The 24,758-nt window shown below is 72.8% G+C and carries 19 protein-coding genes, 1 tRNA gene and 1 riboswitch; of the genes, 13 read left to right on the forward strand and 7 right to left on the reverse strand.

Going from position 1 to position 24,758, the window contains the following annotated elements:
• The first annotated feature begins 201 nt into the window (after nt 1-201).
• The 8 genes from EV284_RS26130 (at nt 202) to EV284_RS26165 (ending at nt 12,406) form a co-directional block, all read left to right on the forward strand.
• Nucleotides 202-795 carry a small secreted protein gene (locus EV284_RS26130; protein WP_130338274.1) on the forward strand — a complete coding sequence of 198 codons (594 nt, stop codon included), beginning with the start codon at nt 202-204 and terminating at the stop codon, nt 793-795.
• A gap of 64 nt (nt 796-859) precedes the next feature.
• Nucleotides 860-2,380, forward strand: coding sequence for a class I SAM-dependent methyltransferase (locus EV284_RS26135; protein WP_130338276.1), 1,521 nt, complete (start codon nt 860-862; stop codon nt 2,378-2,380).
• A 268-nt stretch (nt 2,381-2,648) separates the two neighbouring features.
• Complete coding sequence (locus EV284_RS26140) at nt 2,649-2,846, forward strand: hypothetical protein (protein ID WP_130338278.1); 198 nt, start codon at nt 2,649-2,651, stop codon at nt 2,844-2,846.
• Nucleotides 2,847-3,105: 259 nt separating this feature from the next.
• Nucleotides 3,106-5,937 carry a type I DNA topoisomerase gene (gene topA / locus EV284_RS26145; protein ID WP_130338280.1) on the forward strand — a complete coding sequence of 944 codons (2,832 nt, stop codon included), beginning with the start codon at nt 3,106-3,108 and terminating at the stop codon, nt 5,935-5,937.
• 162 nt (nt 5,938-6,099) lie between these two features.
• Complete coding sequence (gene tmk, locus EV284_RS26150) at nt 6,100-9,186, forward strand: dTMP kinase (RefSeq protein ID WP_130338282.1); 3,087 nt, start codon at nt 6,100-6,102, stop codon at nt 9,184-9,186.
• A gap of 142 nt (nt 9,187-9,328) precedes the next feature.
• Nucleotides 9,329-10,534, forward strand: a complete 1,206-nt coding sequence (locus tag EV284_RS26155) for a DNA polymerase III subunit delta' (RefSeq protein ID WP_130338284.1) — start codon at nt 9,329-9,331, stop codon at nt 10,532-10,534.
• 154 nt (nt 10,535-10,688) lie between these two features.
• Nucleotides 10,689-12,227 (forward strand): alpha/beta hydrolase, encoded by a 1,539-nt coding sequence (locus tag EV284_RS26160; RefSeq protein ID WP_242625835.1) that lies wholly within the window; start codon nt 10,689-10,691, stop codon nt 12,225-12,227.
• 105 nt (nt 12,228-12,332) lie between these two features.
• Nucleotides 12,333-12,406 (forward strand) — tRNA-Thr (locus tag EV284_RS26165).
• A gap of 63 nt (nt 12,407-12,469) precedes the next feature.
• Here EV284_RS26165 and EV284_RS33435 read toward each other — a convergent pair.
• From EV284_RS33435 to EV284_RS26185, 4 genes are all read right to left on the reverse strand, one after another.
• Nucleotides 12,470-14,146, reverse strand: coding sequence for a DUF4157 domain-containing protein (locus EV284_RS33435; protein WP_242625824.1), 1,677 nt, complete (start codon nt 14,144-14,146; stop codon nt 12,470-12,472).
• 115 nt (nt 14,147-14,261) lie between these two features.
• A complete protein-coding gene (locus tag EV284_RS26175) occupies nt 14,262-14,576 on the reverse strand; it encodes a multidrug efflux SMR transporter (RefSeq protein WP_086696515.1) in 315 nt (104 codons plus the stop codon).
• A 10-nt stretch (nt 14,577-14,586) separates the two neighbouring features.
• A riboswitch (guanidine-III (ykkC-III) riboswitch) is annotated at nt 14,587-14,650 on the reverse strand.
• A 28-nt stretch (nt 14,651-14,678) separates the two neighbouring features.
• Nucleotides 14,679-16,337, reverse strand: a complete 1,659-nt coding sequence (locus tag EV284_RS26180; RefSeq protein ID WP_130338288.1) for a bifunctional 3'-5' exonuclease/DNA polymerase — start codon at nt 16,335-16,337, stop codon at nt 14,679-14,681.
• Between the two features lie 60 nt (nt 16,338-16,397).
• Nucleotides 16,398-17,177 carry a Clp protease N-terminal domain-containing protein gene (locus EV284_RS26185; RefSeq protein ID WP_130338290.1) on the reverse strand — a complete coding sequence of 260 codons (780 nt, stop codon included), beginning with the start codon at nt 17,175-17,177 and terminating at the stop codon, nt 16,398-16,400.
• A 134-nt stretch (nt 17,178-17,311) separates the two neighbouring features.
• Between EV284_RS26185 and EV284_RS26190 the strand changes: the two genes are divergently transcribed.
• Nucleotides 17,312-18,421, forward strand: coding sequence for a DUF2786 domain-containing protein (locus tag EV284_RS26190; protein ID WP_242625825.1), 1,110 nt, complete (start codon nt 17,312-17,314; stop codon nt 18,419-18,421).
• 521 nt (nt 18,422-18,942) lie between these two features.
• On the opposite strand, the gene EV284_RS26195 is transcribed toward EV284_RS26190, so the two are convergent.
• Nucleotides 18,943-19,470 (reverse strand): DUF4232 domain-containing protein, encoded by a 528-nt coding sequence (locus tag EV284_RS26195; RefSeq protein WP_130338292.1) that lies wholly within the window; start codon nt 19,468-19,470, stop codon nt 18,943-18,945.
• A gap of 98 nt (nt 19,471-19,568) precedes the next feature.
• Complete coding sequence (locus tag EV284_RS26200) at nt 19,569-20,051, reverse strand: hypothetical protein (protein ID WP_130338294.1); 483 nt, start codon at nt 20,049-20,051, stop codon at nt 19,569-19,571.
• A 456-nt stretch (nt 20,052-20,507) separates the two neighbouring features.
• On the opposite strand from EV284_RS26200, the gene EV284_RS26205 reads away from it, so the two are divergent.
• A complete protein-coding gene (locus tag EV284_RS26205; RefSeq protein ID WP_202440822.1) occupies nt 20,508-20,726 on the forward strand; it encodes a DUF397 domain-containing protein in 219 nt (72 codons plus the stop codon).
• Nucleotides 20,727-20,826: 100 nt separating this feature from the next.
• On the opposite strand, the gene EV284_RS26210 is transcribed toward EV284_RS26205, so the two are convergent.
• Entirely contained in the window at nt 20,827-21,348 is a 522-nt protein-coding gene (locus EV284_RS26210; RefSeq protein ID WP_207229135.1) for an ATP-binding protein, read from the reverse strand.
• 333 nt (nt 21,349-21,681) lie between these two features.
• Between EV284_RS26210 and EV284_RS26215 the strand changes: the two genes are divergently transcribed.
• The 3 genes from EV284_RS26215 to EV284_RS26225 all read left to right on the forward strand — a co-directional run bounded on the left by EV284_RS26215 (nt 21,682) and on the right by EV284_RS26225 (nt 24,752).
• Nucleotides 21,682-22,506, forward strand: a complete 825-nt coding sequence (locus EV284_RS26215; protein ID WP_130338491.1) for a helix-turn-helix transcriptional regulator — start codon at nt 21,682-21,684, stop codon at nt 22,504-22,506.
• 114 nt (nt 22,507-22,620) lie between these two features.
• Complete coding sequence (locus EV284_RS26220; protein WP_130338298.1) at nt 22,621-24,081, forward strand: aldehyde dehydrogenase family protein; 1,461 nt, start codon at nt 22,621-22,623, stop codon at nt 24,079-24,081.
• Nucleotides 24,082-24,203: 122 nt separating this feature from the next.
• Entirely contained in the window at nt 24,204-24,752 is a 549-nt protein-coding gene (locus EV284_RS26225) for a DinB family protein (RefSeq protein WP_130338300.1), read from the forward strand.
• Nucleotides 24,753-24,758: the final 6 nt, after the last annotated feature.

The raw sequence follows: 24,758 nt of genomic DNA on the forward strand, positions 1-24,758 counted from the left end.
CTTCGCCGACGGGCGGGCGGGCGGCGCGGCCTGACGCGTCACCGCCCGCCCGTCGGCGGTGTGGAGGGCCGTCGGCCGTGAGCCTTCTCTCGCATGGTGCGAAGTGCCGCAAAAGTCTTCTTATAGGGCATCGGTCGTGTGGATGGTCTCGTTCCGCCGTGTAGATTCCGGTGGCCGATAGCCATGGAAGGGACCGATCCGGTGAACAAGAAGCTCGCGGCCGCCCTGTCCGGCGGCGCGGTACTGATAACGGCGCTGACGGGATGCGGCAGCGACGGCGGAGGCCCCGACCCCAAGCTGGGTGTCTGGGCGAAGAAGGTGTGCGACGCGGTGCCCGCGCAGTACACCAAGATCAAGGCGGCCAACGCCGGGATCGCCAAGATCGCCAGCGACAGCGACCTCCCGCCGAAGACGGCGAAGGAGACGTACGCGCAGGCGTTCCAGGACATGTCCGACGGCTACAAGGCCATCGCCACCGCCATCAACGGCGCCGGCGCTCCCCCCGGGGTCGACGGCGGGGCCAAGCGGCAGCAGGACGCGGTGAAGAACCTCAACGGCCTGGCCACCTCCTACGCCGATCTGAAGAAGAAGGTCGACGGGCTGGACACCAAGGACCAGGGCAAGTTCGCCAAGGGCCTGCACGAGGTCGCCGACCAGACCAAGGAGATCGGCCGCCAGAGCAGCAGCGGCACCGAGGCGCTGAAGCGCCTGGAGCAGGGCGACGTCAAGGAGGCCATCGCCGAGCAGCAGAGCTGCAAGGTCTCCGCCTCCGCGCCGCCCGCCGCCAAGAGCTGACCGCGCCCGCGCGGACGGCCGGGCGCGGCGGCCCCGGGGCGGTGCGGCGGGCCACAATGGGGGCGTGACTGACTCCGGCTCCGCCCCCCTGCCCGCCACCGACCGGCCCGAGGCGGCCGCCCGCCTGCGCGACGCCCTGCTGTCCGCCTCCTTCACCGCGGACGGCCTCCTCGACCTGCTCGGCGCCCCCGCCTACGCGGCGCTCGCCCGCAGCGAGACCGTGCCCGCCCTGCGCGCGACCCGCGGCGACTCGCCGCTTCAGGCCCTGGTGCGGCTGTTCCTGCTCCAGCAGCCGGTGCCCCGCGCCCGCCTGACGGAGGTACTGCCGGTCGAGGACGCGGTGGACGCCGGGTGGCTGAGGCCCGTGGGCGGCGACGAGCTGGCCGCCACCGTCGACGTCCGCCCCTACGGCGGACCCGACGGCGAGGACTGGTTCATCGTGTCCGACCTCGGCTGCGCCGTCGGCGGGGCGGGCGGCATCGGCAGCCGGGACGAGGACGTGGTCCTCGGCGTCGGCGGTGCCTCCACCACGCTCGCCGGCATCACCGTGCGCACCCCCGTGGCCACCGCGCTCGACCTCGGCACCGGCTCCGGCATCCAGGCGCTGCACGCCGCCCAGCACGCGACCCGGGTCACCGCCACCGACCTCAACCCGCGCGCCCTGCACATCACCGCGCTCACCCTCGCCCTCTCCGGCGCGCCCGCCGCCTCCCTGCGCGAGGGCTCGCTGTTCGAACCGGTCAAGGACGACGAGACGTTCGACCTGATCGTGTCCAACCCGCCCTTCGTCATCTCGCCCGGCGCCCGGCTCACCTACCGCGACGGCGGGATGAGCGGGGACGATCTGTGCCGCTCGCTCGTTCAGCAGGCGGGGGACAGGCTGAACGAGGGCGGGTTCGCGCAGTTCCTCGCCAACTGGCAGCACGTGGAGGGGGAGGACTGGCAGGACCGGGTGCGCTCCTGGGTGCCGCGCGGGTGCGACGCGTGGATCGTGCAGCGCGAGGTCCAGGACATCACGCAGTACGCCGAGCTGTGGCTCAGGGACGCCGGGGACCACCGTGAGGACCGGGCGGAGTACCAGTCGCGGTACGACGCGTGGCTGGACGAGTTCGAGGCGCGCAAGGTGAAGGCGGTCGGCTTCGGCTGGATCACCCTGCGCCGCACCGGCTCGGCCGAGCCCTCCGTCACCGTGGAGGAGTGGCCGCACCCGGTCGAGCAGCCGCTCGGCGACACCATCCGGGACCACTTCGAGCGTGTCGACCACCTGCGCGCGCACGACGACGCGGCCCTGCTGGAGGGCCACTTCAGGCTCGCTGCCGAGGTCGTGCAGGAGCAGGTCGGCCTGCCGGGCGCCGAGGACCCCGAGCATGTGGTGCTCCGTCAGCACCGGGGCATGCGCCGGGCGACGAAGGTGGACACCATCGGCGCGGGCTTCGCCGGCGTGTGCGACGGCTCGCTGAGCGCGGGGGTCATCCTGGACGCCATCGCCCAGCTCGTCGGCGAGGACCCCGTGGTGCTGCGCGACCGCACGCCCGCGCAGATCCGGCTGCTGGTGGAGCAGGGCTTCCTGGAGCCGCTGGGCTGAGCCGCGCCGAGGCGGACACGTCGGCTGATCCGACTGTCGTATCCGGCGTACCCGGTCCGGTGGACGGGCGGGCGGATCATCGTCGTATGCCGGAGGCACGGAGCGGAACGGCAAAAAGGCCGGAAAGTGCTGTGTGCCGCCCGGACGGCGACGGAGCCGGCCCCGTTCGTTCATCCCGCCGTCGCCCCGCCGTCCACCGGGCGTGGCAGCCTCCCCCGCGCTGGAGGGTTGCGGACCGCGCCGGGCGCGCGGGAGGGGCGGATAGATCATGGAGAGCGTGCCGGCGGTGTTCGCGGGAGCGGTGTTCACGCTGTTCGGAGGGGCTCTGATGGTGTGGACCGGGGTGCGGGTGCGCCGCGCCGAACCGGTCGCCGTCGGTGTGAACCGGGTCGCATCCGCAGTGGCCGCGGCGGCCGCGGCGCTCGTCTCCCTGGGGCTGGCCGCGTACTGCCTGACGCGTCCCTGATCGCGTCGGCCGGAACGGCGCGGCGGCGGCCGGAGAGGAGGGCTCCGGGCTTGGGGTGGGCGCTCGGCGGGTACTCCGGGCGGCAGGAATGGCGGTAGTCGGGTTACCGTTCGAGTGGCCGTTGTGGGCTTTTCCCGTTTGACACGGGGGCGGGATGTACCGTCACACTCCGCAGCGTCACACCAGCCACCACACGCCGCGACCCCAGGGACGAGCGCCCGGGGGAGGACCCCAGCGCCGACCGGAGAGAAGAGCGAAGTTGTCCCCGACCAGCGAGACCGCACAGGGCGGCCGCCGACTCGTCATCGTCGAGTCGCCTGCCAAGGCGAAGACGATCAAGGGCTACCTCGGCCCCGGATACGTAGTCGAGGCGAGCGTCGGGCACATCCGTGACCTTCCCAGCGGCGCCGCCGAGGTGCCGGAGAAGTACACCGGTGAGGTCCGCCGCCTCGGTGTCGACGTGGAACACGACTTCGCGCCGATCTACGTCATCAACGCGGACAAGAAGGCGCAGGTGAAGAAGCTCCGGGACCTGATGAAGGACTCCGACGAGCTCTTCCTCGCCACCGATGAGGACCGCGAGGGCGAGGCCATCGCCTGGCACCTCCAGGAAGTCCTCAAGCCGAAGATCCCCGTGAAGCGGATGGTCTTCCACGAGATCACCAAGGACGCGATCCGCGAGGCCGTCGCCAACCCGCGCGAGCTGAACAAGAAGCTGGTCGACGCCCAGGAGACCCGCCGCATCCTCGATCGCCTCTACGGCTACGAGGTCTCGCCGGTCCTGTGGAAGAAGGTCATGCCGAAGCTGTCGGCGGGCCGTGTGCAGTCCGTCGCCACCCGGCTCATCGTCGAGCGCGAGCGCGAGCGCATCGCCTTCCGCTCCGCCGAGTACTGGGACCTGACGGGCACCTTCGCCACCGGCCGCGCCGGTGACGCCTCGGACCCGTCCTCGCTGGTCGCCCGCCTCCAGAGCGTCGACGGCCGGCGTGTCGCCCAGGGCCGCGACTTCGACTCCCTCGGTCGGATCAAGAGCGCCAACACCCTCCACCTCGACGAGGCGGGTGCCCGCGCGCTCGCCGCCGCCCTGGAGACCACCCGGTTCTCCGTGCGCTCGGTGGAGTCCAAGCCCTACCGCCGCTCGCCGTACGCCCCGTTCCGTACGACGACCCTCCAGCAGGAGGCCAGCCGCAAGCTCGGCTTCGGCGCGAAGGCGACCATGCAGGTCGCCCAGAAGCTGTACGAGAACGGCTACATCACGTACATGCGTACCGACTCCACGACCCTGAGCGAGACGGCCATCGGCGCCGCCCGCGCCCAGGTCACGCAGTTGTACGGGGCCGACTACCTCCCGCCGCAGCCCCGCTCCTACGCGGGCAAGGTCAAGAACGCGCAGGAGGCGCACGAGGCGATCCGCCCCTCCGGCGACCGCTTCCGCACCCCCGCCGAGACCGGCCTGACCGGCGACCAGTTCAGGCTGTACGAGCTGATCTGGAAGCGGACCGTCGCCTCCCAGATGAAGGACGCGACCGGCAACAGCGTGACCGTCAAGATCGGCGGCACCTCCGCCGACGGCCGGGAGGTCGAGTTCAGCGCCTCCGGCAAGACGATCACCTTCCACGGCTTCCTGAAGGCGTACGTCGAGGGCGCCGACGACCCCAACGCCGAGCTGGACGACCGCGAGCGCCGGCTGCCCCAGGTCTCCGAGGGCGACCCGCTGGCCGCGGACGAGATCACGGTCGACGGCCACGCCACCAAGGCCCCGGCCCGCTACACCGAGGCGTCCCTGGTCAAGGAGCTGGAGGAGCGCGAGATCGGCCGCCCGTCGACCTACGCGTCGATCATCGGCACGATCCTGGACCGCGGCTACGTCTTCAAGAAGGGCACGGCCCTGGTGCCGTCCTTCCTGTCCTTCGCCGTGGTCAACCTGCTGGAGAAGCACTTCGGCCGGCTCGTCGACTACGACTTCACCGCCCGCATGGAGGACGACCTCGACCGCATCGCGCGCGGCGAGGCCCAGTCCGTGCCGTGGCTCAGGCGCTTCTACTTCGGCGAGGGCCTCGACACCGGCGCCGCCGCGGAGGCGGGCAACGGCGACGGCGACCACCTCGGCGGCCTGAAGGAACTCGTCACCGACCTGGGCGCGATCGACGCCCGCGAGGTCTCCTCCTTCCCGGTCGGCGACGGCATCGTCCTGCGCGTCGGCCGCTACGGCCCGTACATCGAGCGGGGCGAGAAGGACACCGAGCAGCACCAGCGCGCCGACGTCCCCGAGGACCTGGCGCCGGACGAGCTGACCGTCGAGCTGGCCGAGGAACTGCTGGCCAAGCCCAGCGGCGACTTCGAGCTGGGCACCGACCCGGTCAGCGGCCACCAGATCATCGCCAAGGACGGCCGCTACGGCCCCTACGTCACCGAGGTGCTCCCCGAGGGCACCCCGAAGACCGGCAAGAACGCGGTCAAGCCGCGCACGGCCTCGCTGTTCAAGTCCATGGCGCTCGACACGGTCACGCTCGAGGACGCCCTGAAGCTGATGTCGCTGCCCCGCGTGGTCGGCACCGACGCCGAGGGCGTGGAGATCACCGCGCAGAACGGCCGCTACGGCCCGTATCTGAAGAAGGGCACGGACTCGCGCTCGCTCACGGCTGAGGAGCAGCTCTTCACGATCACGCTGGAGGAGGCGCTGGCGATCTACGCCCAGCCCAAGCAGCGTGGCCGGGCGGCCGCCAAGCCGCCGCTGAAGGAGCTGGGCGAGGACCCGGTCTCCGGCAAGCCGGTCGTGGTCAAGGACGGCCGCTTCGGTCCGTACGTGACCGACGGGGAGACCAACGCCACGCTGCGCTCCGGCGACAGTGTGGAGGAGATCACCCCCGAGCGCGGCTACGAGCTGCTCGCCGAGAAGCGGGCCAAGGCACCGGCCAAGAAGACGGCGAAGAAGGCCACGGCCAAGAAGACGGCCCCGGCGAAGAAGACCGCCGCCAAGAAGACGGCGGCCAAGAAGACGACGGCGGCCGCCAAGAAGACCACGGCGAAGAAGGCGACCGCCAAGAAGACGACGGCGGCCAAGGCGACGGGCTCCGGCTCGGAGGACTGACCCTCACCCGCTTCCGCGTTCGCGAACACCCCGGTACCGGCCTCGGTACCGGGGTGTTCCGCGCTCCGGCGTGCGCCCCTTACGGGATCAAGGAGTGAGGGACGGGGAAGGGGTGGGGACAAGGGGGGCATGGGGGTGGGTGGCTGCGGATAGGCTGAACGCATGACGCGAGCCGAGCAGCCAACGGCCCCCCAACCAGCACCGGACGACGCCCTTGTCGCGGATTCCCGCGAGCGCGCCGTCCGTTCACTGCTGCGCCGACCCGACCTGCGCCGCCTCTGGAGCGCGCAGCTCGTGAGCGGCGTCGGTGACGCCCTCGCGCTGCTCGTGCTGGTGGTGCTCGTCCTCCAGGCGGCCGTCGCCCAGGGCTCCCTCGGCGGGGGCTACCGGGGCGCGGCGTTCGCAGTGGCGACGGTCTTCGGGGCCCGGGTGCTGGCCACCGTGCTCTTCGGTGCCGTCCTGCTCGGCCCGCTGACCACGCTCACCGCCCCGGACGGCCCCCTCGACCGGCGCTGGACCATGGTCGGCGCCGACGGCGTGCGGGCCGCGCTGCTGATCGTGGCGCCGCTGTGGATCGACTGGACGCCGGGCAACGCCCTGACCGTCCTGCTGGCCACCGCCTTCGTCACCGGCATCGCCGAGCGGCTGTGGACGGTGTGCCGGGAGAGCGCGGCCCCCGCGCTGCTGCCCGCCCCGCCCCCCGAGGGCGCGTCGGTGCGGCCCCTGCCGGACCACCTGGACGCGCTGCGCCGCCTGTCGCTGCGCACCGGCTTCGTGGCGCTGCCGCTGGCCGCCGCCGTCCTGGTCACCGCCTCCCTCTTCAACAACCTGCTGGCCACCGGCATCGCCTGGTTCGACCAGCACCACGCGGCCCTCGCCGCCTATGTCGCGGCCGGCCTGTTCGCCGCCTCGGTGTCCGTGCTGACCGCCCTGAAGCTGCCCGGCACGCGCACCCCGCGCCCGCGCTCCCCGCTGGAGGGCCTGCGCCGCCCGCGTTCCGGCTCGGGCGTCGACAAGGGCCGTACCGGCGCCGTGCTGCTGCTGGTCATCGCCTGCGCGGCCGTGGCCGGGGCCATCTCCGCCGCCGTCGCGGTGTGCGTGCTGCACGCCTCCGACCTGGGCGGCGGCCCGGTGCTCTACGGCCTCCTGGTGCTGGGCCTGACCGGCGGCGTCGGTGTCGGCATCCGTACCGCGCCCGCGCTGCTGCCCTCGCTGTCCCGGCGCCGGCTGCTCGCCCTGGCCATCGCGCTCACCGGCATCGCCCTGCTGGCCGCCGGACTCGTCCCGGACGTCACCACCGTCCTGCTGATCCTCACCCTGGCCGGCGTCGGCGCGGGCATCTCCGCCAACACCGGGCACGCCCTGCTGGACCAGGAGACCGAGGACTCCCGCCGCACCCGGATCACCGAGCACCTGCACGCGGTCGTCCGGGTCTTCATGGCGCTCGGCGCCCTGATCGCCCCGGTCGTCGCCGGGCTCATCGGCCGCCACCGGCTGGAGAACGGCCGCTTCGTCTTCGCGCACGGCGGTGCCTCCTTCACCCTGATGCTGGTCGGCGCGCTGCTGCTCCCGGTGGCCGTGCTGGTCCTCGCCAAGGTCGACGACCGCTCCGGCATCCCGCTGCGCCAGGACATCAAGGACGCCCTGCTCGGCGGCGACGACCCGGTCACCGCCCCCGCGGGGAACGGTTTCTTCATCTCCCTGGAGGGCGGCGACGGCGCGGGCAAGTCCACCCAGGCCGAGGCCCTCGCCGAGTGGATCAGGGCCAAGGGCCACGAGGTCGTCCTCACCCGCGAGCCCGGTGCCACCCCGGTGGGCAAGCGGCTCCGCTCGATCCTGCTGGACGTGTCGGAGGCCGGCCTGTCGCACCGCGCGGAGGCGCTGCTGTACGCGGCCGACCGCGCCGAGCACGTCGACACCGTCGTACGCCCCGCCCTGGAGCGCGGCGCGGTCGTCATCTCGGACCGGTACATCGACTCCTCCGTCGCCTACCAGGGCGCCGGCCGGGATCTGTCGCCCACCGAGATCGCCCGTATCAACCGCTGGGCCACCGGTGGTCTCGTCCCGCATCTGACCGTCCTGCTGGACGTGCCGCCGGAGATCGCGCGGGAGCGCTTCACCGAGGCGCCGGACCGGCTGGAGTCGGAGCCGGCCGAGTTCCACGCGCGCGTGCGGGCCGGTTTCCTCACCCTCGCCGCCGCCGACCCCGGCCGCTACCTGGTCGTGGACGCCGGCCAGGAGCCCGAGGGCGTCACCAGTGTGATCCGGCACCGGCTCGACACCGTGCTGCCGCTCTCCGAGGCCGAGATCAAGGCCCAGGAGGAGGCGCGGAAGAAGGCCGAGGAGGAGGCCCGCCGCAAGGCCGAGGCCGAGGCCGCCCGCAAGGCCGAGGAGGAGCGGGTGGCGCGCGAGCGCGCCGAGCAGCTCGCCCGGCTGCGTGCCGAGGAGGAGGAGCGCAAGCGCCGCGAGCTGGAGGAGGCGCAGCGCCGCGAGGCCGAGCGGCAGGAGGAGGAGGCCCGGCGCCGCGCCGAGGAGGCGCACCGCCGTGCCGAGGAGGAGCGCCAGCGGCTCCTCGCCGAGGAGAGGGCCCGCGCCGAGGAGGAGGCCCGCCGCAGGGCCGAGGAGGAGCGGCGCCGCAAGCAGGCCGAGGAGGAGGCCCGGCAGCGCGCCGAGGCCGAGGCCCTGCGCCTGGAGAAGCAGCGCAAGGCCGAGGACGCCCTGCTGCGCGCCGAGGAGGCCCGCAGGCGCGCGGCGGAGGCCGCCGCGGCGGCCGACACCGCGGCCCGCAAGCCGTCCGAGCCCGAGCGTGCGGTGCCGGACGCCCCGGCGAACCGCGCGGGTGACGACACGGCCGTGCTGCGCCCGGTGCGCGACGGCGGCTCCGAGGCCGAGGTGACGGCCGAGCTGCCGCAGCCGCCCGCCCCGCAGGGCGCGGCCGACGAGACGGCGCTGCTGCCGAAGTTCTCCGACCGGGACGCCGACGAGACCGCCGTACTGCCCCCGGTGAGCCCCGCCGAGGAGACGGCCGTCCTGCCGCCGGTCCGCGACGACGCGGAGGACCGCACCCGCGAGATCCCGCAGCTCGGTGCCGACGGCAAGCCCCGGCGCCCGCGCCCCGACTGGGCCGAGGAGACCCCGCTGGACGACCTGCCGTCGCTCGCGGACGAACTGCTCGGGTCCTACGACGAGCACGACGAGCGGGACCGGCACGACGACGGCGGCCGACGCGGCCGGGGCCGGCGCGGCTGACCGGACGGAAGCGGAGGGCGGTGTCCACCGGGCGCTTCGGCGCGGCGGAGGGCGCCGCCCTTCGCCGTGCGGGCGGCACTGTCGGTGGCCCCCCGCACAATGGAGGACGGAACACGAAGTGACGGAAAGGGCGGCGTGACCCATGAGCGTCTGGGACGACCTCGTCGGGCAGGAGAAGGTGAGCGCGGCGCTGGAGGCGGCCGCGCGGGACGCCGACGCGCTCGTCACGGCCGCCGCGGCCGACCAGCCGCCGCCCGAGGCGTCGAAGATGACCCACGCCTGGCTGTTCACCGGGCCGCCCGGTGCGGGCCGCAACCAGGCGGCGCGCGCCTTCGCCGCCGCCCTCCAGTGCGTGAGCCCCGACCGCGCCCTCGGCGGCACCCCCGGCTGCGGCTTCTGCGACGGCTGCCACACCGCGCTGCTGGGCACCCACGCGGACGTGTCCTCGGTCGCGGCCGTGGGCGCGGAGATCCTGGTCAGGGACATGCGGGACACGGTCCGCAAGTCGTACACCAGCCCGGCGAACGGCCGCTGGCAGATCATCCTGGTCGAGGACGCCGAGCGGCTGAACGAGAAGTCGGCCAACGCGGTCCTCAAGGCCGTCGAGGAGCCCGCCCCGCGCACGGTCTGGCTGCTGTGCGCGCCCTCCATCGAGGACGTGCTGCCGACCATCCGCTCCCGCTGCCGCCACCTGAACCTGCGCACCCCGCCGGTCGCGGCCGTCGCCGACATGCTGGTGCGCCGCGACGGCGTCGAGCCCGAGGTCGCCGCGGCCGCCGCCCGTGCCACCCAGGGGCACGTCGACCGCGCCCGGCGCCTGGCCACCGACCCCGAGGCCCGCCGTCGGCGCGCCTCGGTGCTGAAGCTGCCGCTGCGTGTCGAGGAGGTGGGCGGCTGCCTCAAGGCCGCCCAGGAGCTGGTCGACGCCGCCGCCGAGGACGCCAAGCAGCTCGCCGAGGAGATGGACGGCAAGGAGACCGACGAGCTGAAGGCCGCGCTCGGTGCCGCCCAGGGCGGCAGGCTGCCGCGTGGCACGGCCGGGGTGATGAAGGACCTGGAGGACATGCAGAAGCGGCGCCGCACCCGCACCCAGCGCGACAGCCTCGACGTCGCCCTGGGCGACCTCACCGGCTTCTACCGTGACGTGCTCGCCCTCCAGCTCGGCTCCCGCGTGGCCATCGCCAACGAGGACGCCGAGGACGCCCTCCAGCGCATCGCCGGGGCGGGCTCCCCGGAGTCCACGCTGCGCCGCATCGAGGCCATCGCCGCCTGCCGCGACGCCCTGGACCGCAATGTGGCCCCGCTGCTGGCGGTGGAGGCGATGACGATGGCCCTGCGGGCAGGGTGAGCACGCCACAACCCGGACGCAGAGCACACGAGGCGTCGCACAACGTTACGCTCGCCTGATGGACACCAGGCCCTCCCCGTCGCCCCCGCCCGCCCGGCCGCCCCTGGCGCGCCGCTCGCTCCTGCCCCTGGCCGCCTCCCGCGCCACGGTCCGGATGGCGGCGGCCCTGCTCGCGGCGTCCGCGCTGCTCGTGTCCGGCTGCGGCGCGAGCGGTACGGGCTCGGACGGCACGGTGGGTGCGGCGCTGGCCGCGCTGCCGATGTCGACGCCCTCGGCGCTGGCGCCGTACTACACGCAGAGGCTGAGCTGGCGGGAGTGCGGCGCCCCCGGCTTCGAGTGCGCCACGATGAAGGTGCCGCTCGACTACGACAAGCCCGCCTCCGGCGACATCAAGCTGGCCGTCGCCCGCAAGAAGGCCACGGGCAAGGGCAAGCCGCTCGGCTCGCTATTGGTCAATCCGGGCGGTCCCGGCGGCTCCGCGATCGCGTACCTCCAGAGTTACGCGGGCATCGGCTACCCCGCCGAGGTCCGGGCCCGGTACGACATGGTCGCCGTCGACCCGCGCGGGGTGGCCCGCAGCGAGCCCGTGGAGTGCCTGGACGGCCGCGAGATGGACGCGTTCACCCAGACGGACATGACCCCGGACGACGCCAGGGAGACGGACGCCCTGGTCGGCGCCGACCGGAAGTTCGCCGAGGCCTGCGGGGAGCACTCCGCGAAGCTGCTCCGGCACGTCTCCACCGTCGAGGCGGCCCGCGACATGGACGTCCTGCGCGAACTGCTCGGCGACAAGAAGCTGAACTACGTGGGCGCCTCGTACGGCACGTTCCTCGGCGCGACCTACGCCGGGCTGTTCCCGCGCCGTACCGGCCGGGTGGTGCTGGACGGCGCGATGGACCCCTCGCTCGATGCCCGGCAGATCAACCTGGACCAGACGGCGGGCTTCGAGACAGCGTTCCGGGCGTTCTCGGCGGACTGCGTCAAGCATGCCGACTGCCCGCTGGACGGCAAGGACGCGACTCCCGCGCAGGTCGGCGAGCGCCTGGAGAAGTTCTTCCGGGCGCTCGACGCCCACCCGATCCCGGCCGGCGACGCGGACGGCCGCCGCCTGACCGAGTCGCTGGCGACCATCGGCGTGATCGCCGCGATGTACGACCAGAACATGTGGGAACAGCTCCGCGAGGCGCTTAACTCCGCGATGGACGAGAACGACGGTGCGGGCCTGCTGACCCTGTCCGACAGCTACTACGAGCGTGACTCCCGCGGTCACTACAGCAACCTGATGATGGCCAACGCGGCCGTGAACTGCCTCGACCTGCCGCCCGCCTTCGAGAGCCCGGAGCAGGTGGAGCAGGCGCTGCCGCAGTTCGAGAAGGCGTCCCCGGTGTTCGGGCCCAACCTCGCCTGGTCCGCCCTGAACTGCACGTACTGGCCGGTCAAGGCGACCGGCGAGCCGCACCGCGTCGAGGCGAAGGGCGCGGGGCCCATCGTGGTCGTCGGTACCACCCGCGACCCGGCCACCCCGTACCGCTGGGCCCAGTCCCTCTCCCGCCAGCTCTCCTCCGGCCGCCTCCTCACCTACGAGGGCGACGGCCACACCGCCTACGGCCGCGGCAGCGCCTGCGTCGACTCCGCGATCAACGCCTACCTCCTCCACGGCACCCCGCCCGCCCCCGGCAAACGCTGCACCTGACCTTCGCCGCACCGGGCCCCCGCGGGCCGGGGCCCGGTGCGAACCACCCCTCGAACCTGTGTAGACTTACCGACGTTGCCGATCGCACCCCGGTGCGTCCAACACGCCGCTTTAGCTCAGATGGCCAGAGCAACGCACTCGTAATGCGTAGGTCTCGGGTTCGAATCCCGAAAGCGGCTCCGCTGAGAAACCCCAGGTCGGACGGCCTGGGGTTTTCTGTTGTCCGCGCGGTGCCCGGGCGGTCAGCCCTCCAGGGTGATCGAGAGGATCGCGCCGATGAAGCCGCCGGTGGCGACTTGGGTGCCGTGCCAGGTGTCGCCGGCGTCGGGGCGGGTGCCGTACATCTTGAAGTAGAACAAGGGGTCGCCGCTGGAGGCGGTGGCGTTGCCCACGCCGGGGTCGCGGCGGGCGTAGTTCTCCATGGTCACGTAGTCGTTGCCGCTGGTCGCCACGGTGGCGCCGAAGTGGTACTCGAAGGTGTTGTCGCGGTCGCGGGACTCCTCCTGGGCCGCGTCGCCGTAGCCGACCGTCACCAGGGCGGAGCCGGGCGGCGGGGGCGGCAGGAACTCGTTGAGGCCCAGCTCGCGCAGGGCGGCGTCGAGTTCCGGCGAGTTCGCCGTCTTCAGGCTCTGGAAGGTGCGGCTCATCGTCTGGGAGTAGGACAGATACGCGTCCTTGTCCCCGGCGACACCCTTCTGGAACGCCTCCTTGACGCCGTCCAGGTACGCGCTGCCGCCGCCGTCGACGAGGTCGAGGACTCGGGCCAGGAAGTTCTCCCAGGCGCCGATGCCCTGCGAGGACAGGCCCTTCTTGCCGGTGACGAACTCCGCCATCTCGTTGCAGCGTTGCGGGGTGAGTACGGAGAGACCGGTGGCCTTCCTCGTCATGCCCAGCGCCCCGGCCGCGCCGGTCCGCTTCGTCTCCACCATCGGCTTGACCTGGTAGAGCCGCAGCTCACCGGACTCGCCCGTCACCTTCAGGAAGCGGGAACCCTGACGCAGCCGCACCCGGCCGGCGAGCGCCTCGTTGGCGGCGCGGATGTGGTTCTCGGTGGCGAAGAAGACCTTCGACTCGCCGGGCCCCTGCTCGATCGCCAGGTCGAAGCTGTCCGAGAGGCGCAGCGGGGCACTTCCGTTGAAGCTGATGTTGGCCGTACGGGATTGCGCGTCCGAGAAGTAACTGCCGCTCGCCTCCTGCTGGCTGGGGAAGAAGTGGTCGTCGCTCTCGGCGCTCTTGTTGGAGCCGATGGACGAACGACGGTGCTTGGAAGGGTAGTTGGCGTCACCGGGCGAGATCTCGACGTAGCGCTGGACGGGCGCCCGTCCGCCCTCGGGGGCCGGGCCGGCCGGCGCCGGGTGGCTGTGGCCGCCACCCGACATGACCCGGTGGGCGTTGGCCTCCGCCTCCCGTTCGAACCGGTCGGAGGGGTCGCTGAGGCGCAGGCCCTGGCCGGTGTCCGTCCCGGCGACCGGGCCCGAGCGCTGCTGGACGACATGGGTCAGCTCGTGGGCCAGCGTGTGCTTGTCCGCGCCGTTCTCGCCGATGACGATGTGCCGCCCGGAGGTGTAGGCGCGGGCGCCGATCTCCGCCGCCGAGCGCTGCGCCGCCGGGTCCTTGTGCACACGTACGTCACCGAAGTCGGCGCCGCCGAACCGGCCCTCCATCTCGGCGCGGACCCCGGGTTCCAGGGGCCGGCCGGCGGAGCGCAGCACGTCGTGGACACTGGACCGCCGCTGGACGAAGGGGCCGCCGGCCTCCTCGTCGCGCGGGGAGAGCATGCGGGCCACCGTCGCGTTCCCCACGCTGCGCTGCAGTGCGCGCAGCGAGGCCGGGGCCCGCGCCGGAACGGCAACGGCGGGGCGGGCGGCCGGGCGGCGGGACCGGGCCGGTGCGGTGTCGGGCTCCTCGTGCTTGCGCACGCTGCTCCTTCGGCAGGGGATGACACGTTCCCGCGCAGTGTCCCCGCGCCCACCTCGGTCCCGGAAGGACCCGAAGGGCAGTCTCGGGGGCACGTCCGGCCGCCCGGACAACCGCTCAGTGCGTCAGCTTCAGTCCCGCCACGCACGCGATGATCCCGAGCAGCAGCAGGATCTTGACCGTACTGGCCGGCTCACCGCCGAAGAGCATCGCGTAGGCCGCCGTGAGGGCCGCTCCGATGCCGACCCAGACCGCGTAGCCGGTGCTGACCGGGACCGTGCGGAGGGCGAAGGCGAGACCGGACATGCTCAGCAGCAGGCCCAGGACGAACACGATGGACGGGACCGGGCGGCTGAAGCCCTGTGACTTGCCGAGGGCCGTCGCCCATACCGCTTCCAGCATTCCGGAGATCACGAGCGCGATCCATCCCATGTCGAACTCCCACGCGCCGTCTTGTCGTGGGCTGGGTACGGCGCACTCGTCCAGGAGCCGCGTTCGAGCTCTGCCGGCCATGGTCGCACAGGTGGCGCGCGCTCACTTGGCGTCGGCGTAGCACTCCACCACGGCGGTGCTGAAGGGGAAGCGGACCGGGGTGTCGCCGAAGGTGAGGCGGGCCGCCAGGGCGGAGGCTTCCCTGATGGCCTCGGCGACCTGCTCGGCCTCCTCGGCGGGGCAGTGCACGATCACCTCGTCGTGCTGGAAGAAGACCAGCTCGGCGGCGAGGCCCGCGCAGGCGCGCCGCAGAGCGGCGAGGAGCAGCAGCGCCCAGTCGGCCGCGCTGCCCTGGACGACGAAGTTGCGGGCGAACCGGCCGCGGCCCCGGTCGGCGGCCGTGTCCCCGCGCTCGTCGCCCAGCGGAATGCCCGCCTCCTCCGCCACGTCCGCGCCCGTCCCGGCCGCGGGCGGGCAGGTGCGGCCCAGCCAGGTGCGGACCAGGCGCCCCTCCTCGCCCGCGCGGGCCGCCTCGTCCACGTAGGCCACCGCCCTCGGGTAGCGGCGGCGCAGCGCGGCCAGGTTCTTCAGGCCGTCACCCGCGGTCTGGCCGTAGACCGCGCCGAGGACGGCCAGCTTGGCCTGGTCGCGGTCGCCGGAGAAGGAGCGGTCGGACACCGCCTGGTAGAGGTCGCCCTCGCGGGCCGCCACCTCCATCAGGCCGGGGTCGCGGGAGATCGCCGCCAGCACCCTGGGCTCCATCTGGGCCGCGTCGGCCACCACCAGCCGCCAGCCGGGGTCGGCCACCACCGCGCGGCGGATCACCTTGGGGATCTGCAGCGCGCCCCCGCCGTTGGTGACCCAGCGCCCGGTGACCGTGCCGCCCGCGTGGAACTCCGGACGGAACCGCCCCTCGCGCACCCAGTCCCGCAGCCAGGACCAGCCGTGCGCCACCCAGATGCGGTACAGCCGCTTGTACTCCAGCAGGGGGGCCACGGCCGGGTGGTCCACGGAGCGCAGCTCCCAGCGGCGGGTGGAGCCGACCTTGATCCCGGCCCGCGCGAAAGCCCTGACCACATCGGCCGGGAGGTCGGGGCGGACCCGGTGGCCGAAGGCCGCGGAGACCTCGTCGGCCAGCTCGGCCAGCCGGCGCGGTTCGCCGCCGCCCGCGTACCGCTCGCCCAGCAGCTCGGTGAGCAGCGCGCGGTGCACGTCCGCGCGCCAGGGCAGGCCCGCGCGGTTCATCTCGGCGGCCACCAGCATCCCCGCCGACTCCGCGCTGGTCAGCAGGCGCATCCGGTCGGGGTGGGCGGTCCGCTCGTGTCTTCGCTGCTGCTCGGCGTAGACCTCCAGGAGGTCGGTCAGCGGCATCCGGGTGCCGGTCGGTTCGAACAGTGAGGACTGCGCGCCCGGTTCGGCCGCGCGCTGCGGTGGGTCGGGCGGTACGGGACCGCCCCGGAGGCGGGCCAGGGCGGCGGCGGCCGAGCGTGGTTCGCCGTGCCGCCCCTCGTGGCCCAGGAGCAGGGTCTCGGCGTCCTCGACGTCGTAGCACCGCTCTACCCGCACCCCCGTGGCGAGCAGGCGCGGATAGACCTCGGCGGTCGACCTCCACACCCAGCGTCCGGTCTCCGGGCGGCTCCGCACCGCCTGGGCGAGATCGCTCTCGCGCCGGACCGGACCCGCGGGCAGCCCGTCCCGGCCGAGGGGGGCGACGTCCACGCCACCGTCCTCGGCCGGTGCGAGCGCCCACCGGTCGGTCATGCGTTTGAGTGTGGCAGGGGGGTCTGACAACCGGCCTGAGCTGCGCTTCGGCCGTGTGGGTCAGCTGTCCTGCCCGTCGTCCGGGTGGGTGGCCGCCTGCTGGGCCGTGGTGGCGGCCTTCTTCTGCTCCAGGAGCAGGGCCAGCACCCGGTTCACGTACTCCTCCGTGCCCTCCTTGGTGATGCCGAGGCTGGCCAGGACGCCGGTGCCGTTCTCCTGCTCCAGCAGGGCCAGCAGGATGTGCTCGGTGCCGATGTAGTTGTGGCCGAGCCGGAGCGCCTCGCGGAAGGTGAGTTCCAGGGCCTTCTTGGCCTCGGGGCCGTAGGGGACCAGGTCGGGGGTGGTGCCGGTGGCCGGGGGGAGCGCGGCGGCCGCCGCCCGGCGTACGGCGTCGGCCTCCACTCCCTGTGCCTCCATGGCCTTCACCGCGAGGCCCTCCGGTTCGGCCAGCAGGCCGAGGACGAGGTGCTCGGGACGGCCCTCGGCGTTGCGGGCGGTCACCGCGGCGTTGTGCGCGGCCATGACGACGTTGCGGGCGCGCGGGGTGTAGCGGCTGAAGCCCTGGCTGGGGTCGAGGTCGGCCGACTCCTTGGAGACGAACCGCTTCTGCGCCGCCTGCCGGGTCACACCCATGCTCTTGCCGATGTCCGTCCAGGACGCGCCGGAGCGGCGGGCCTGGTCCACGAAGTGGCCGATCAGATGGTCGGCCACGTCACCCAGGTGGTCCGCGGCGATCACCGCGTCCTGGAGCTGTTCGAGGGGTTCGGCGTGGGCGGTCTTGATGGCCTCGATGAGGTCGTCGAGGCGTACGGATGCCGTGACTTTCGGGTTGGTCGCCATGTGACAACCGTAGGTTGACAGTGGTGGGGTGTCAACCGGTGGTTGACAGTCGGATGCCGGTGAGTCCGGCAGGTTTTCCACAGGCTGTGGACAGTGTCGGCGGACTGTCGGCCCGTCGTGGCACGATCGACCACGTGACCAGCACTGCCAGCACCGTCGAACGCGCCTTCGCGGCCGCTCTCTACGACGACACCGACTCGGGACTCGACACCGGCGCGTCCCTGCTCGCCGCCGACACCGGTGCCGACGATGAACTCGCCCGCCGCGGCGAGGAGTTCATGGCGGCCGCCTGGCAGCGCGGGTGGCAGCCCGCCGACGTGGCGCGGCTGGTGCGGCGAGAGCTGGAGGACGCCCATCTCGGCCTCGCCGCCGCGCTGATCCGCGCCCAGGCCCCGAAGGACCGGCCTCGCGGGCCCCGCTGGACCGCCCAGCTCGACGCCCTCGCCGAGCAGCCCGAGACCCGCCCCGCCGACCGCTTCTCGCACGCCACCACCGTCCTGGAGCTGTACCGGCTGTTGCTGCGCCTGCCCACGCTGGAAGCGCTGGAGGAACCCCGCCGGCCCGCCGGACCCGGCGCGTCCCGCACGCTCGGCCGTATCCGCGCCCTGCTCGCCAAGGCCGAGGGCACCGGATACCCGGAGGAGGCCGAGGCGCTCACCGCCAAGGCGCAGGAGCTGATGGCCCGGCACAGCGTCGACGAGGCGCTGCTCGCCGCCTCCGCCCCGGCGCCGGACGCGCCCGGCGCCTGCCGGATAGGCGTCGAGCCGCCGTACGAGCAGGCCAAGGCCGTACTGCTGGACGCGGTCGCCCGGGCCAACCACTGCCGCGCGGTGTGGAACGAGCCGTACGCCTTCTCCACGGTCGTCGGTTTCGAGGCCGACCTTGAGGCGGTCGAGCTGCTGTACACCTCGCTGCTGGTGCAGGCCACGCACGCGATGGCCAAGGCCGAGGCCGCCCAGCGGGCCGGGGGCCGCAAGCGGACCAAGACCTTCCGCCAGTCGTTCCTCGCCGCCTACGCCCACCGCGTCGGGGACCGCCTCACGGCCGCCGCCGAAAGCCAGGTCAGCGAGGACCTGCTCCCGGTACTGGTCACCCGCGAAACCGCCGTCACCGACCGCCTGGAAACCATGTTTCCCCGCACGACCACCACCCGCCTGCGCGGCATCAACGACGAGGCCGGCTGGACGGAGGGAGCGAAGGCGGCGGACAAGGCCCAGGTGAGGTCCCGCCCGAGACTGCCGTGAGACCCGGCGCCACCGCATGCGGGACGGTGGCGTGACCGCACCGAGGCCGGCCAGGCCCGGTGCCGCTTTCCCGGGCGACGCTCCGTCCGCCCTAAGAAGGCGTGTTCACGACGGAGTGGCCGCAGGCAGGCGCCCGGCCGTCATTGGGCCGGCCGGGCCGGCCGCAGGCTGTCGGGCTCCGGGCGGCCATACCGAGGCCGGCGGGACCCGCTCCGTGACCGTTTCGCGGACGATGTCCGGTCGCCCCTAGGGGGGGCGTGGCCGCGCGGCATCCGGTCGCGGGGTCCCACCCGGCCGCCATGAGCCCGGCCGCATCGGCCGCAGGCCGTCGGGTCGCCAGGCTGCCGAGCCGAGGTCGGTCGGGCCCGGTCCGTGATCGCTTCCCGGACATGGGCCGCCCCTGAGGTGGAGTGACCGCGCGGAAGCCGGCCGCGGGCAGGCGCCCGGCCGCCACGGGCTGGCGGGGCCGGCCGCAGGCTGTGGGACCCCGGCCCGCCGAGCCCCCGCCCCCGGGCGGAGCCCTAGTCGCCGACCTGCTGGAACGCGCTCACCGAGGCGTTCGCCGAGTCCGTGCCCTTGGCCGCCACCGGGCCGAACTTCCAGGGGAAGCTCTTCGCGTCGCCGCCGCCCGGCAGGGTGACCTCCATGGTGCCGGCGTCGAGCGCCTTCGCGTCGCCGTCCGCGCCGCGGGTGTAGGAGACGGTGAAGGTCGCCGAGGCGCCCTTGGCCAGCTTCAGGGTCTGGGCCTGGGCGCCCTCGCTGACCGGCAGCTTCACCGAGCGGTCGCCCTGGCGCAGGACGACGCCGGGGAAGTGGTCCAGGGTGCAGGGGGCGCTCTGGTTGGTGATGCTGACCGGCACCTCGCCGGTGTCCCCGGCGGCGGGCGCGACGCTCGCGGAGCCGACCTCCAGGGCCACCGCGCCGGTCGCGCAGCCCGATCCGGCCTTGCTCTTGGCGCCGTCCGCGCCGCCACTGCCGCCGTCGTCGCAGGCGGTCAGGGCGAGGGCGGCGGCGAGAGCGGTGAGGGTGAGCGGAATGACGCGGCGCATGTACTGGTCCCATCGAGGTCGTGACGTCTCCCCGCATCATGGCGCCTCGGCACGGGGGCCGAGCACGCACCCCCGCCGATTCACCAGGACGAGGACCCCTACGAGGGCTGGAGACTCGTCGGGAGCCCGGTGGGCAGCTTGCCGCCCTCCGCCCTGGTGTACGACTCCGACCCGGCACTGCCCTTCCAGGTCACCTTCAGCGCCTTGCCGTCGACGGAGTCGACCGTGCCCTCGGCCCGGCTGTCGTCCCCGCTCTGGCAGGTGAGCCGGATCACGCCATGGCCCGCCTGCTCACCCGCCGTACCGCTGCACACCGTGCCGCCGGTGACGAAGAGCCCGGCCTGCCTGCCGGTGATGACCAGCGCCACGATCTTGCCGCCGCCGGTGGTGATCCAACTGCCCTGGAGCCGGTCCGAGGCCCCCGCGCCGCCGGAGCCGTCCGAACCGGAGGGGGCCGGGGCCGCGCTGCTCGTGGCGGGGGAGTCGTCCGGGGAGCCGTCCCCGCCGCACGCCGTCACGGTCAGCGCGAGAGCGCCCACCAGTCCCGCCGCCGCAGCGGCCCGTACCTTCGCCGTCGTCACGTCAAGCTCCCAACCAGTAGCCGGTCGCCCCGCCGGCCGTGCGCGAGGCCCCCCAGAGCCGGAGGTCCGCAGCAAGTTACCAGCCGTTACCCGGGGGAATCCGGGACACCGGGCAACAACAAGGGCCCGGCGCGCGTCTCCCCCGGAGGCGGGACGTTCCGTTCTGGACTACCTGGCGCGGAAGCGCGGGCGCGGCGCCCGCTCGCGCATGCCCGGAGCCGCTTTCGGGCAGACGCGTCAACACCACCTGCCCCAGGCGGCTCGGGTAAAGCGGACGTCAAAGCTGTAACCGCGGGAACACCCGCCGTGCACGTGCATCTGCCCATTCATCTGCACATGAACAAGGTTATGATCCGGGTCGATCGACCATGGCCACATCAGACAGTGCACAGCGGGGAGCGACCTGTGGACCGCTACGTTGACGGCGTGTACGGGGGGTACGACGTGTACAACGGCATGGCTGCCACGCAGTTGGACGGCGTGGCCTGGCAGAAGAGCCGCCACAGCAACTCCCAGGGTTCCTGCGTGGAGTTCGCGCGGCTGCCCGGCGGCGAGGTCGCGGTGCGCAACTCGCGCTTCCCGGACGGTCCCGCGCTGGTCTACACCCGCGCGGAGATCGAGGCGATGCTGCTCGGCATCAAGGACGGCGAGTTCGACCACCTCATCGCCGGCTGACCCCGCCGTCGGCGGCCCCGGGCGGCAGCCGGTACGGCAACGATGTCAACATGCCTGACCAGCAGGGGAGTCGGGCGTCGAGCGCCCTGACCGAGGTCCCCTAACCGAGGTCGCCCTGCCCGAGCTCGTCCTTCCCGAGCCGGAACAGCGCCCACACCAGCTTGCCCCCGCCGTCGCCCAGTACCGGGTGCCAGCCCCAGCCGTCCGCGAAGGACTCCACCAGCAGCAGCCCGCGCCCGGACTCGGCGGAGAAGTCGTCCTCGGTCTCGCGCGGCACCGGGCTCTCGCCGCTCGGGTCGCGTACCGCGCACACGAGGCGTCCGGTCCAGTGCAGCAGATGCAGCCGGACGGGCGCCGACTGCCCGGCACCGGGCGGGAGTTCGGCGGGCATGGCATGGCGCAGCGCGTTGGTGACGAGTTCGGAGACGATCAGGGCGACGTCGTCGAAGCGGTCGCCGACATCCCACCCGCGGAGGGTGGAGCGGGTGAAGTTCCGCGCCTCGCGGACGGCCTCGTAGCGGGCCGGCAGCGCGCAGGAGGCGGCGTCGGACACGGCCGAGGGGTCCAGCGGAGGAAGGCCCTGCCGTAACGGCTTGAGCATGGTCGATCCATTCGTCCCCATGCGAGGCACTCCCGGGATTCGCGGTCGTTGCGAGGCAGCGGTGGCGCGGCACCCATGGTTTCGGATGCGCACAGCAGATGCAAGGGCAGATGCACGTGCACGCGGCCGAAATCGCCCTGCGCGTACCGCTTCTTGGCCATTTTTTCCGCCATCGGGGCGTGTTCCGGCGCCAGTGGTCGTGACCTCTGGCGAGCAGAAACGGTTCGCCTCTTTCCGTTTCCGTAACCGTACGAGTACTGCTTGAAGTGTTTTAGTGGCAGACTCAGGCACTTGCGGATGGTTGGGGAGGCGACGTACGTGAGCGCGGGAGAGCCCGGATCGGTGGTGCGGCGGATGCTGCTCGGCTCGCAACTCAGGCGGCTGCGTGAAGCGCGGGGGATCACACGCGAGGCAGCGGGTTACTCGATCCGCGCCTCCGAATCGAAGATCAGCCGGATGGAACTGGGCCGGGTGAGCTTCAAGACCAGGGACGTCGAAGACCTGTTGACGCTCTACGGCATCGACGACGAGGCGGAGCGCGAGTCCCTGCTCTCCCTCGCGCGGGAGGCCAACGTGGCGGGCTGGTGGCACAGTTACTCCGACGTGCTGCCGAGCTGGTTTCCCACCTATGTGGGCCTGGAGGGCGCCGCGCACCTCATCCGGGTCTACGAGGTGCAGTTCGTGCACGGCCTGCTCCAGACCGAGGACTACGCCCGCGCGGTGGTCCGGCGCGGCATGCGGGGCGCGAGCGCGGCGGACGTGGAGCGGCGGGTGGCGCTGCGCCTGGAGCGGCAGAAGCATCTGCTCGGCGACCACGCGCCCGAGTTCCACATCGTGCTCGACGAGGCCGCCCTGCACCGCCCCTACGGCGACCGCGACGTCATGCGCGGCCAGCTCAGGCACCTGATCGAGGTCTCCGAGCGGCCCAACGTGCGCCTTCAGGTCATGCCCTTCGCCTTCGGCGGACACTCCGGGGAGAGCGGCGCCTTCACCCTGCTCAGCTTCCCCGAGTCGGACCTCTCCGACGTGGTCTACCTGGAGCAGCTCACCAGCGCGCTCTACCTGGACAAGCGCGAGGACGTCGCCCAGTACGAGCACGCCCTGAAGGAACTCCAGCAGGACAGTCCGGGTCCTGAGGAGAGCCGCGACCTCATCCGAAGGCTCGCCGAACAGGTGTGACATACAAGGGAGTTGAGGAGTCGCGTACTCCTCGCTCTCCGTAGCGCACCAGTACGATGGCCCGTGATCAGCACCTGGCGTGACTCAGCCGTACGCTCACGATTGAGGGATCACATGGCGGCCTTTTTCAGCGACCTGGCCCAGCAGTACATCGACGGCGAATGGCGGCCGGGCACCGGCTCCTGGGACGTCATCGACTTCAACCCGTACGACGACGAGAAGCTGGCCTCGATCACCGTGGCCTCGGCCGACGAGGTCGACCAGGCGTACCGGGCCGCCGAGCGCGTCCAGAAGGAATGGGCGCTCACCAGCCCCTACGCGCGTCGCGCGGTCTTCGAGCGGGCCCTCGCCCTGCTGGAGGAGCGCGAGGAGGAGATCGCCGAGCTGATCGTCACCGAGCTGGGCGGCACCCGCGTGAAGGCCGGCTTCGAGCTGCACCTGGCCAAGGAGTTCCTGCGCGAGGCGGTGCACCTGGCGCTGTCCCCCGAGGGCCGCATCCTGCCCTCGCCGCTGGAGGGCAAGGAGAACCGCCTCTACCGGGTCCCGGTCGGCGTGGTGGGTGTGATCAGCCCCTTCAACTTCCCCTTCCTGCTGTCGCTGAAGTCGGTCGCCCCGGCGCTCGCGCTCGGCAACGGCGTGGTGCTCAAGCCGCACCAGAACACCCCGATCGCGGGCGGCACCCTGATCGGCCGGCTCTTCGAGGAGGCGGGCCTGCCCGGGGGGCTGCTCAACGTGGTCGTCACCGACATCGCGGAGATCGGGGACGCCTTCATCGAGCACCCGGTGCCGCGGGTCATCTCCTTCACCGGCTCCGACGGCACCGGCCGCCACGTCGCCACCGTGTGCGCCGCGAACTTCAAGCGGGTGGTGCTCGAACTCGGCGGCAACAGCGCCCTGGTGGTGCTGGACGACGCCGACCTCGACTACGCGGTGGACGCGGCCGTCTTCAGCCGGTTCGTGCACCAGGGGCAGGCCTGCATGGCCGCCAACCGGGTGCTGGTGGACCGTTCGGTGGCGGAGGAGTTCACCGAGAAGTTCGTCGCCAAGGTGCGCTCGCTGCCGGTGGGCGACCCGCGCGACCCGGCCACGGTCATCGGTCCCGTCATCAACTCCACGCAGGCGAACGCCCTTTCGGCCGTGGTCGAGCAGGCGCTGGCGGAGGGGGCCACCGCCCTGGTGCAGGGTTCGGTGGAGGGGAACCTGGTCGCGCCCAGCGTGCTGACCGACGTGCCCGAGGGGTCGGAGCTGCTGCGGCAGGAGGTCTTCGGGCCGGTCGTCTTCCTCGTTCCGTTCGACGGTGAGGAGGAGGCGGTCCGGATCGTCAACGACACCCCCTACGGGCTCAGCGGAGCCGTCCACACCGGTGACATCGAGCGCGGGGTGGCCTTCGCACGGCGGATCGACACCGGGATGTTCCATGTGAACGACGGCACCGTGCACGACGAGCCGATCGTGCCCTTCGGCGGTGAGAAGCACTCCGGCACCGGCAGGCTGAACGGCGAGACGACCCTGGAGGCGTTCACCACCACCAAGTGGATCTCGGTGCAGCACGGGCGCAGCGACTTCCCCTTCTGAGCCGCCGCGAGAAACTTCGCCGTCACGGGCCAATGAGGACAGGATCTGACCTCGATGCCCCGTAGCTTCGTCGGTGTCGGGGCGGACGGCCCCGGCGGGAGCCGAGGAAGAGGCGGACGGTCATGGTCACTCATGTGGGAGCCGAGGCGCCGGGCGACGAGCGCGGGGCACTGCTGGCGTTCCTGGAGGAGCAGCGGGGAGGCATCCGCCGGGCCCTGCTGGGCCTGACGGAGGAGCAGGCGCGCACCCGGCCCAGCGCGAGCGAACTGTCGCTGGGCGGGCTGCTGAAGCACGTCGCCGAGGTCGAGCAGGCGTGGCAGGCCCGCGCCCGGCAGGAGGCGCCGGCGGTGGAGCGGGACCAGTCGAACTGGCACGAGTGCTTCCGGCTCACCGACGACGAGACGGTCGCGCAGCAGCTCGCGTACTGGGCGGAGGTGGCCGCGGGGACGGAGAAGCTGATCCGCTCCGCGCCCAGCCTGGACGACACCTTCCCGCTGCCTTCCGCCCCCTGGTTCCCCCCGGACGGCGCGGTCTCGCTGCGCTGGCTCTGTCTCCACCTGATCCGCGAGACGGCCCGGCACGCCGGACACGCCGACATCATCCGCGAGTCCCTGGACGGCAAGACGGCCTTCGAGCTGGTCGCGCTGGAGGAGCAGCGGTCCGCTTCCTAGGGCCCG

Source organism: Streptomyces sp. BK022 (assembly GCF_004217355.1).
Classification (GTDB): domain Bacteria; phylum Actinomycetota; class Actinomycetes; order Streptomycetales; family Streptomycetaceae; genus Streptomyces; species Streptomyces griseoluteus.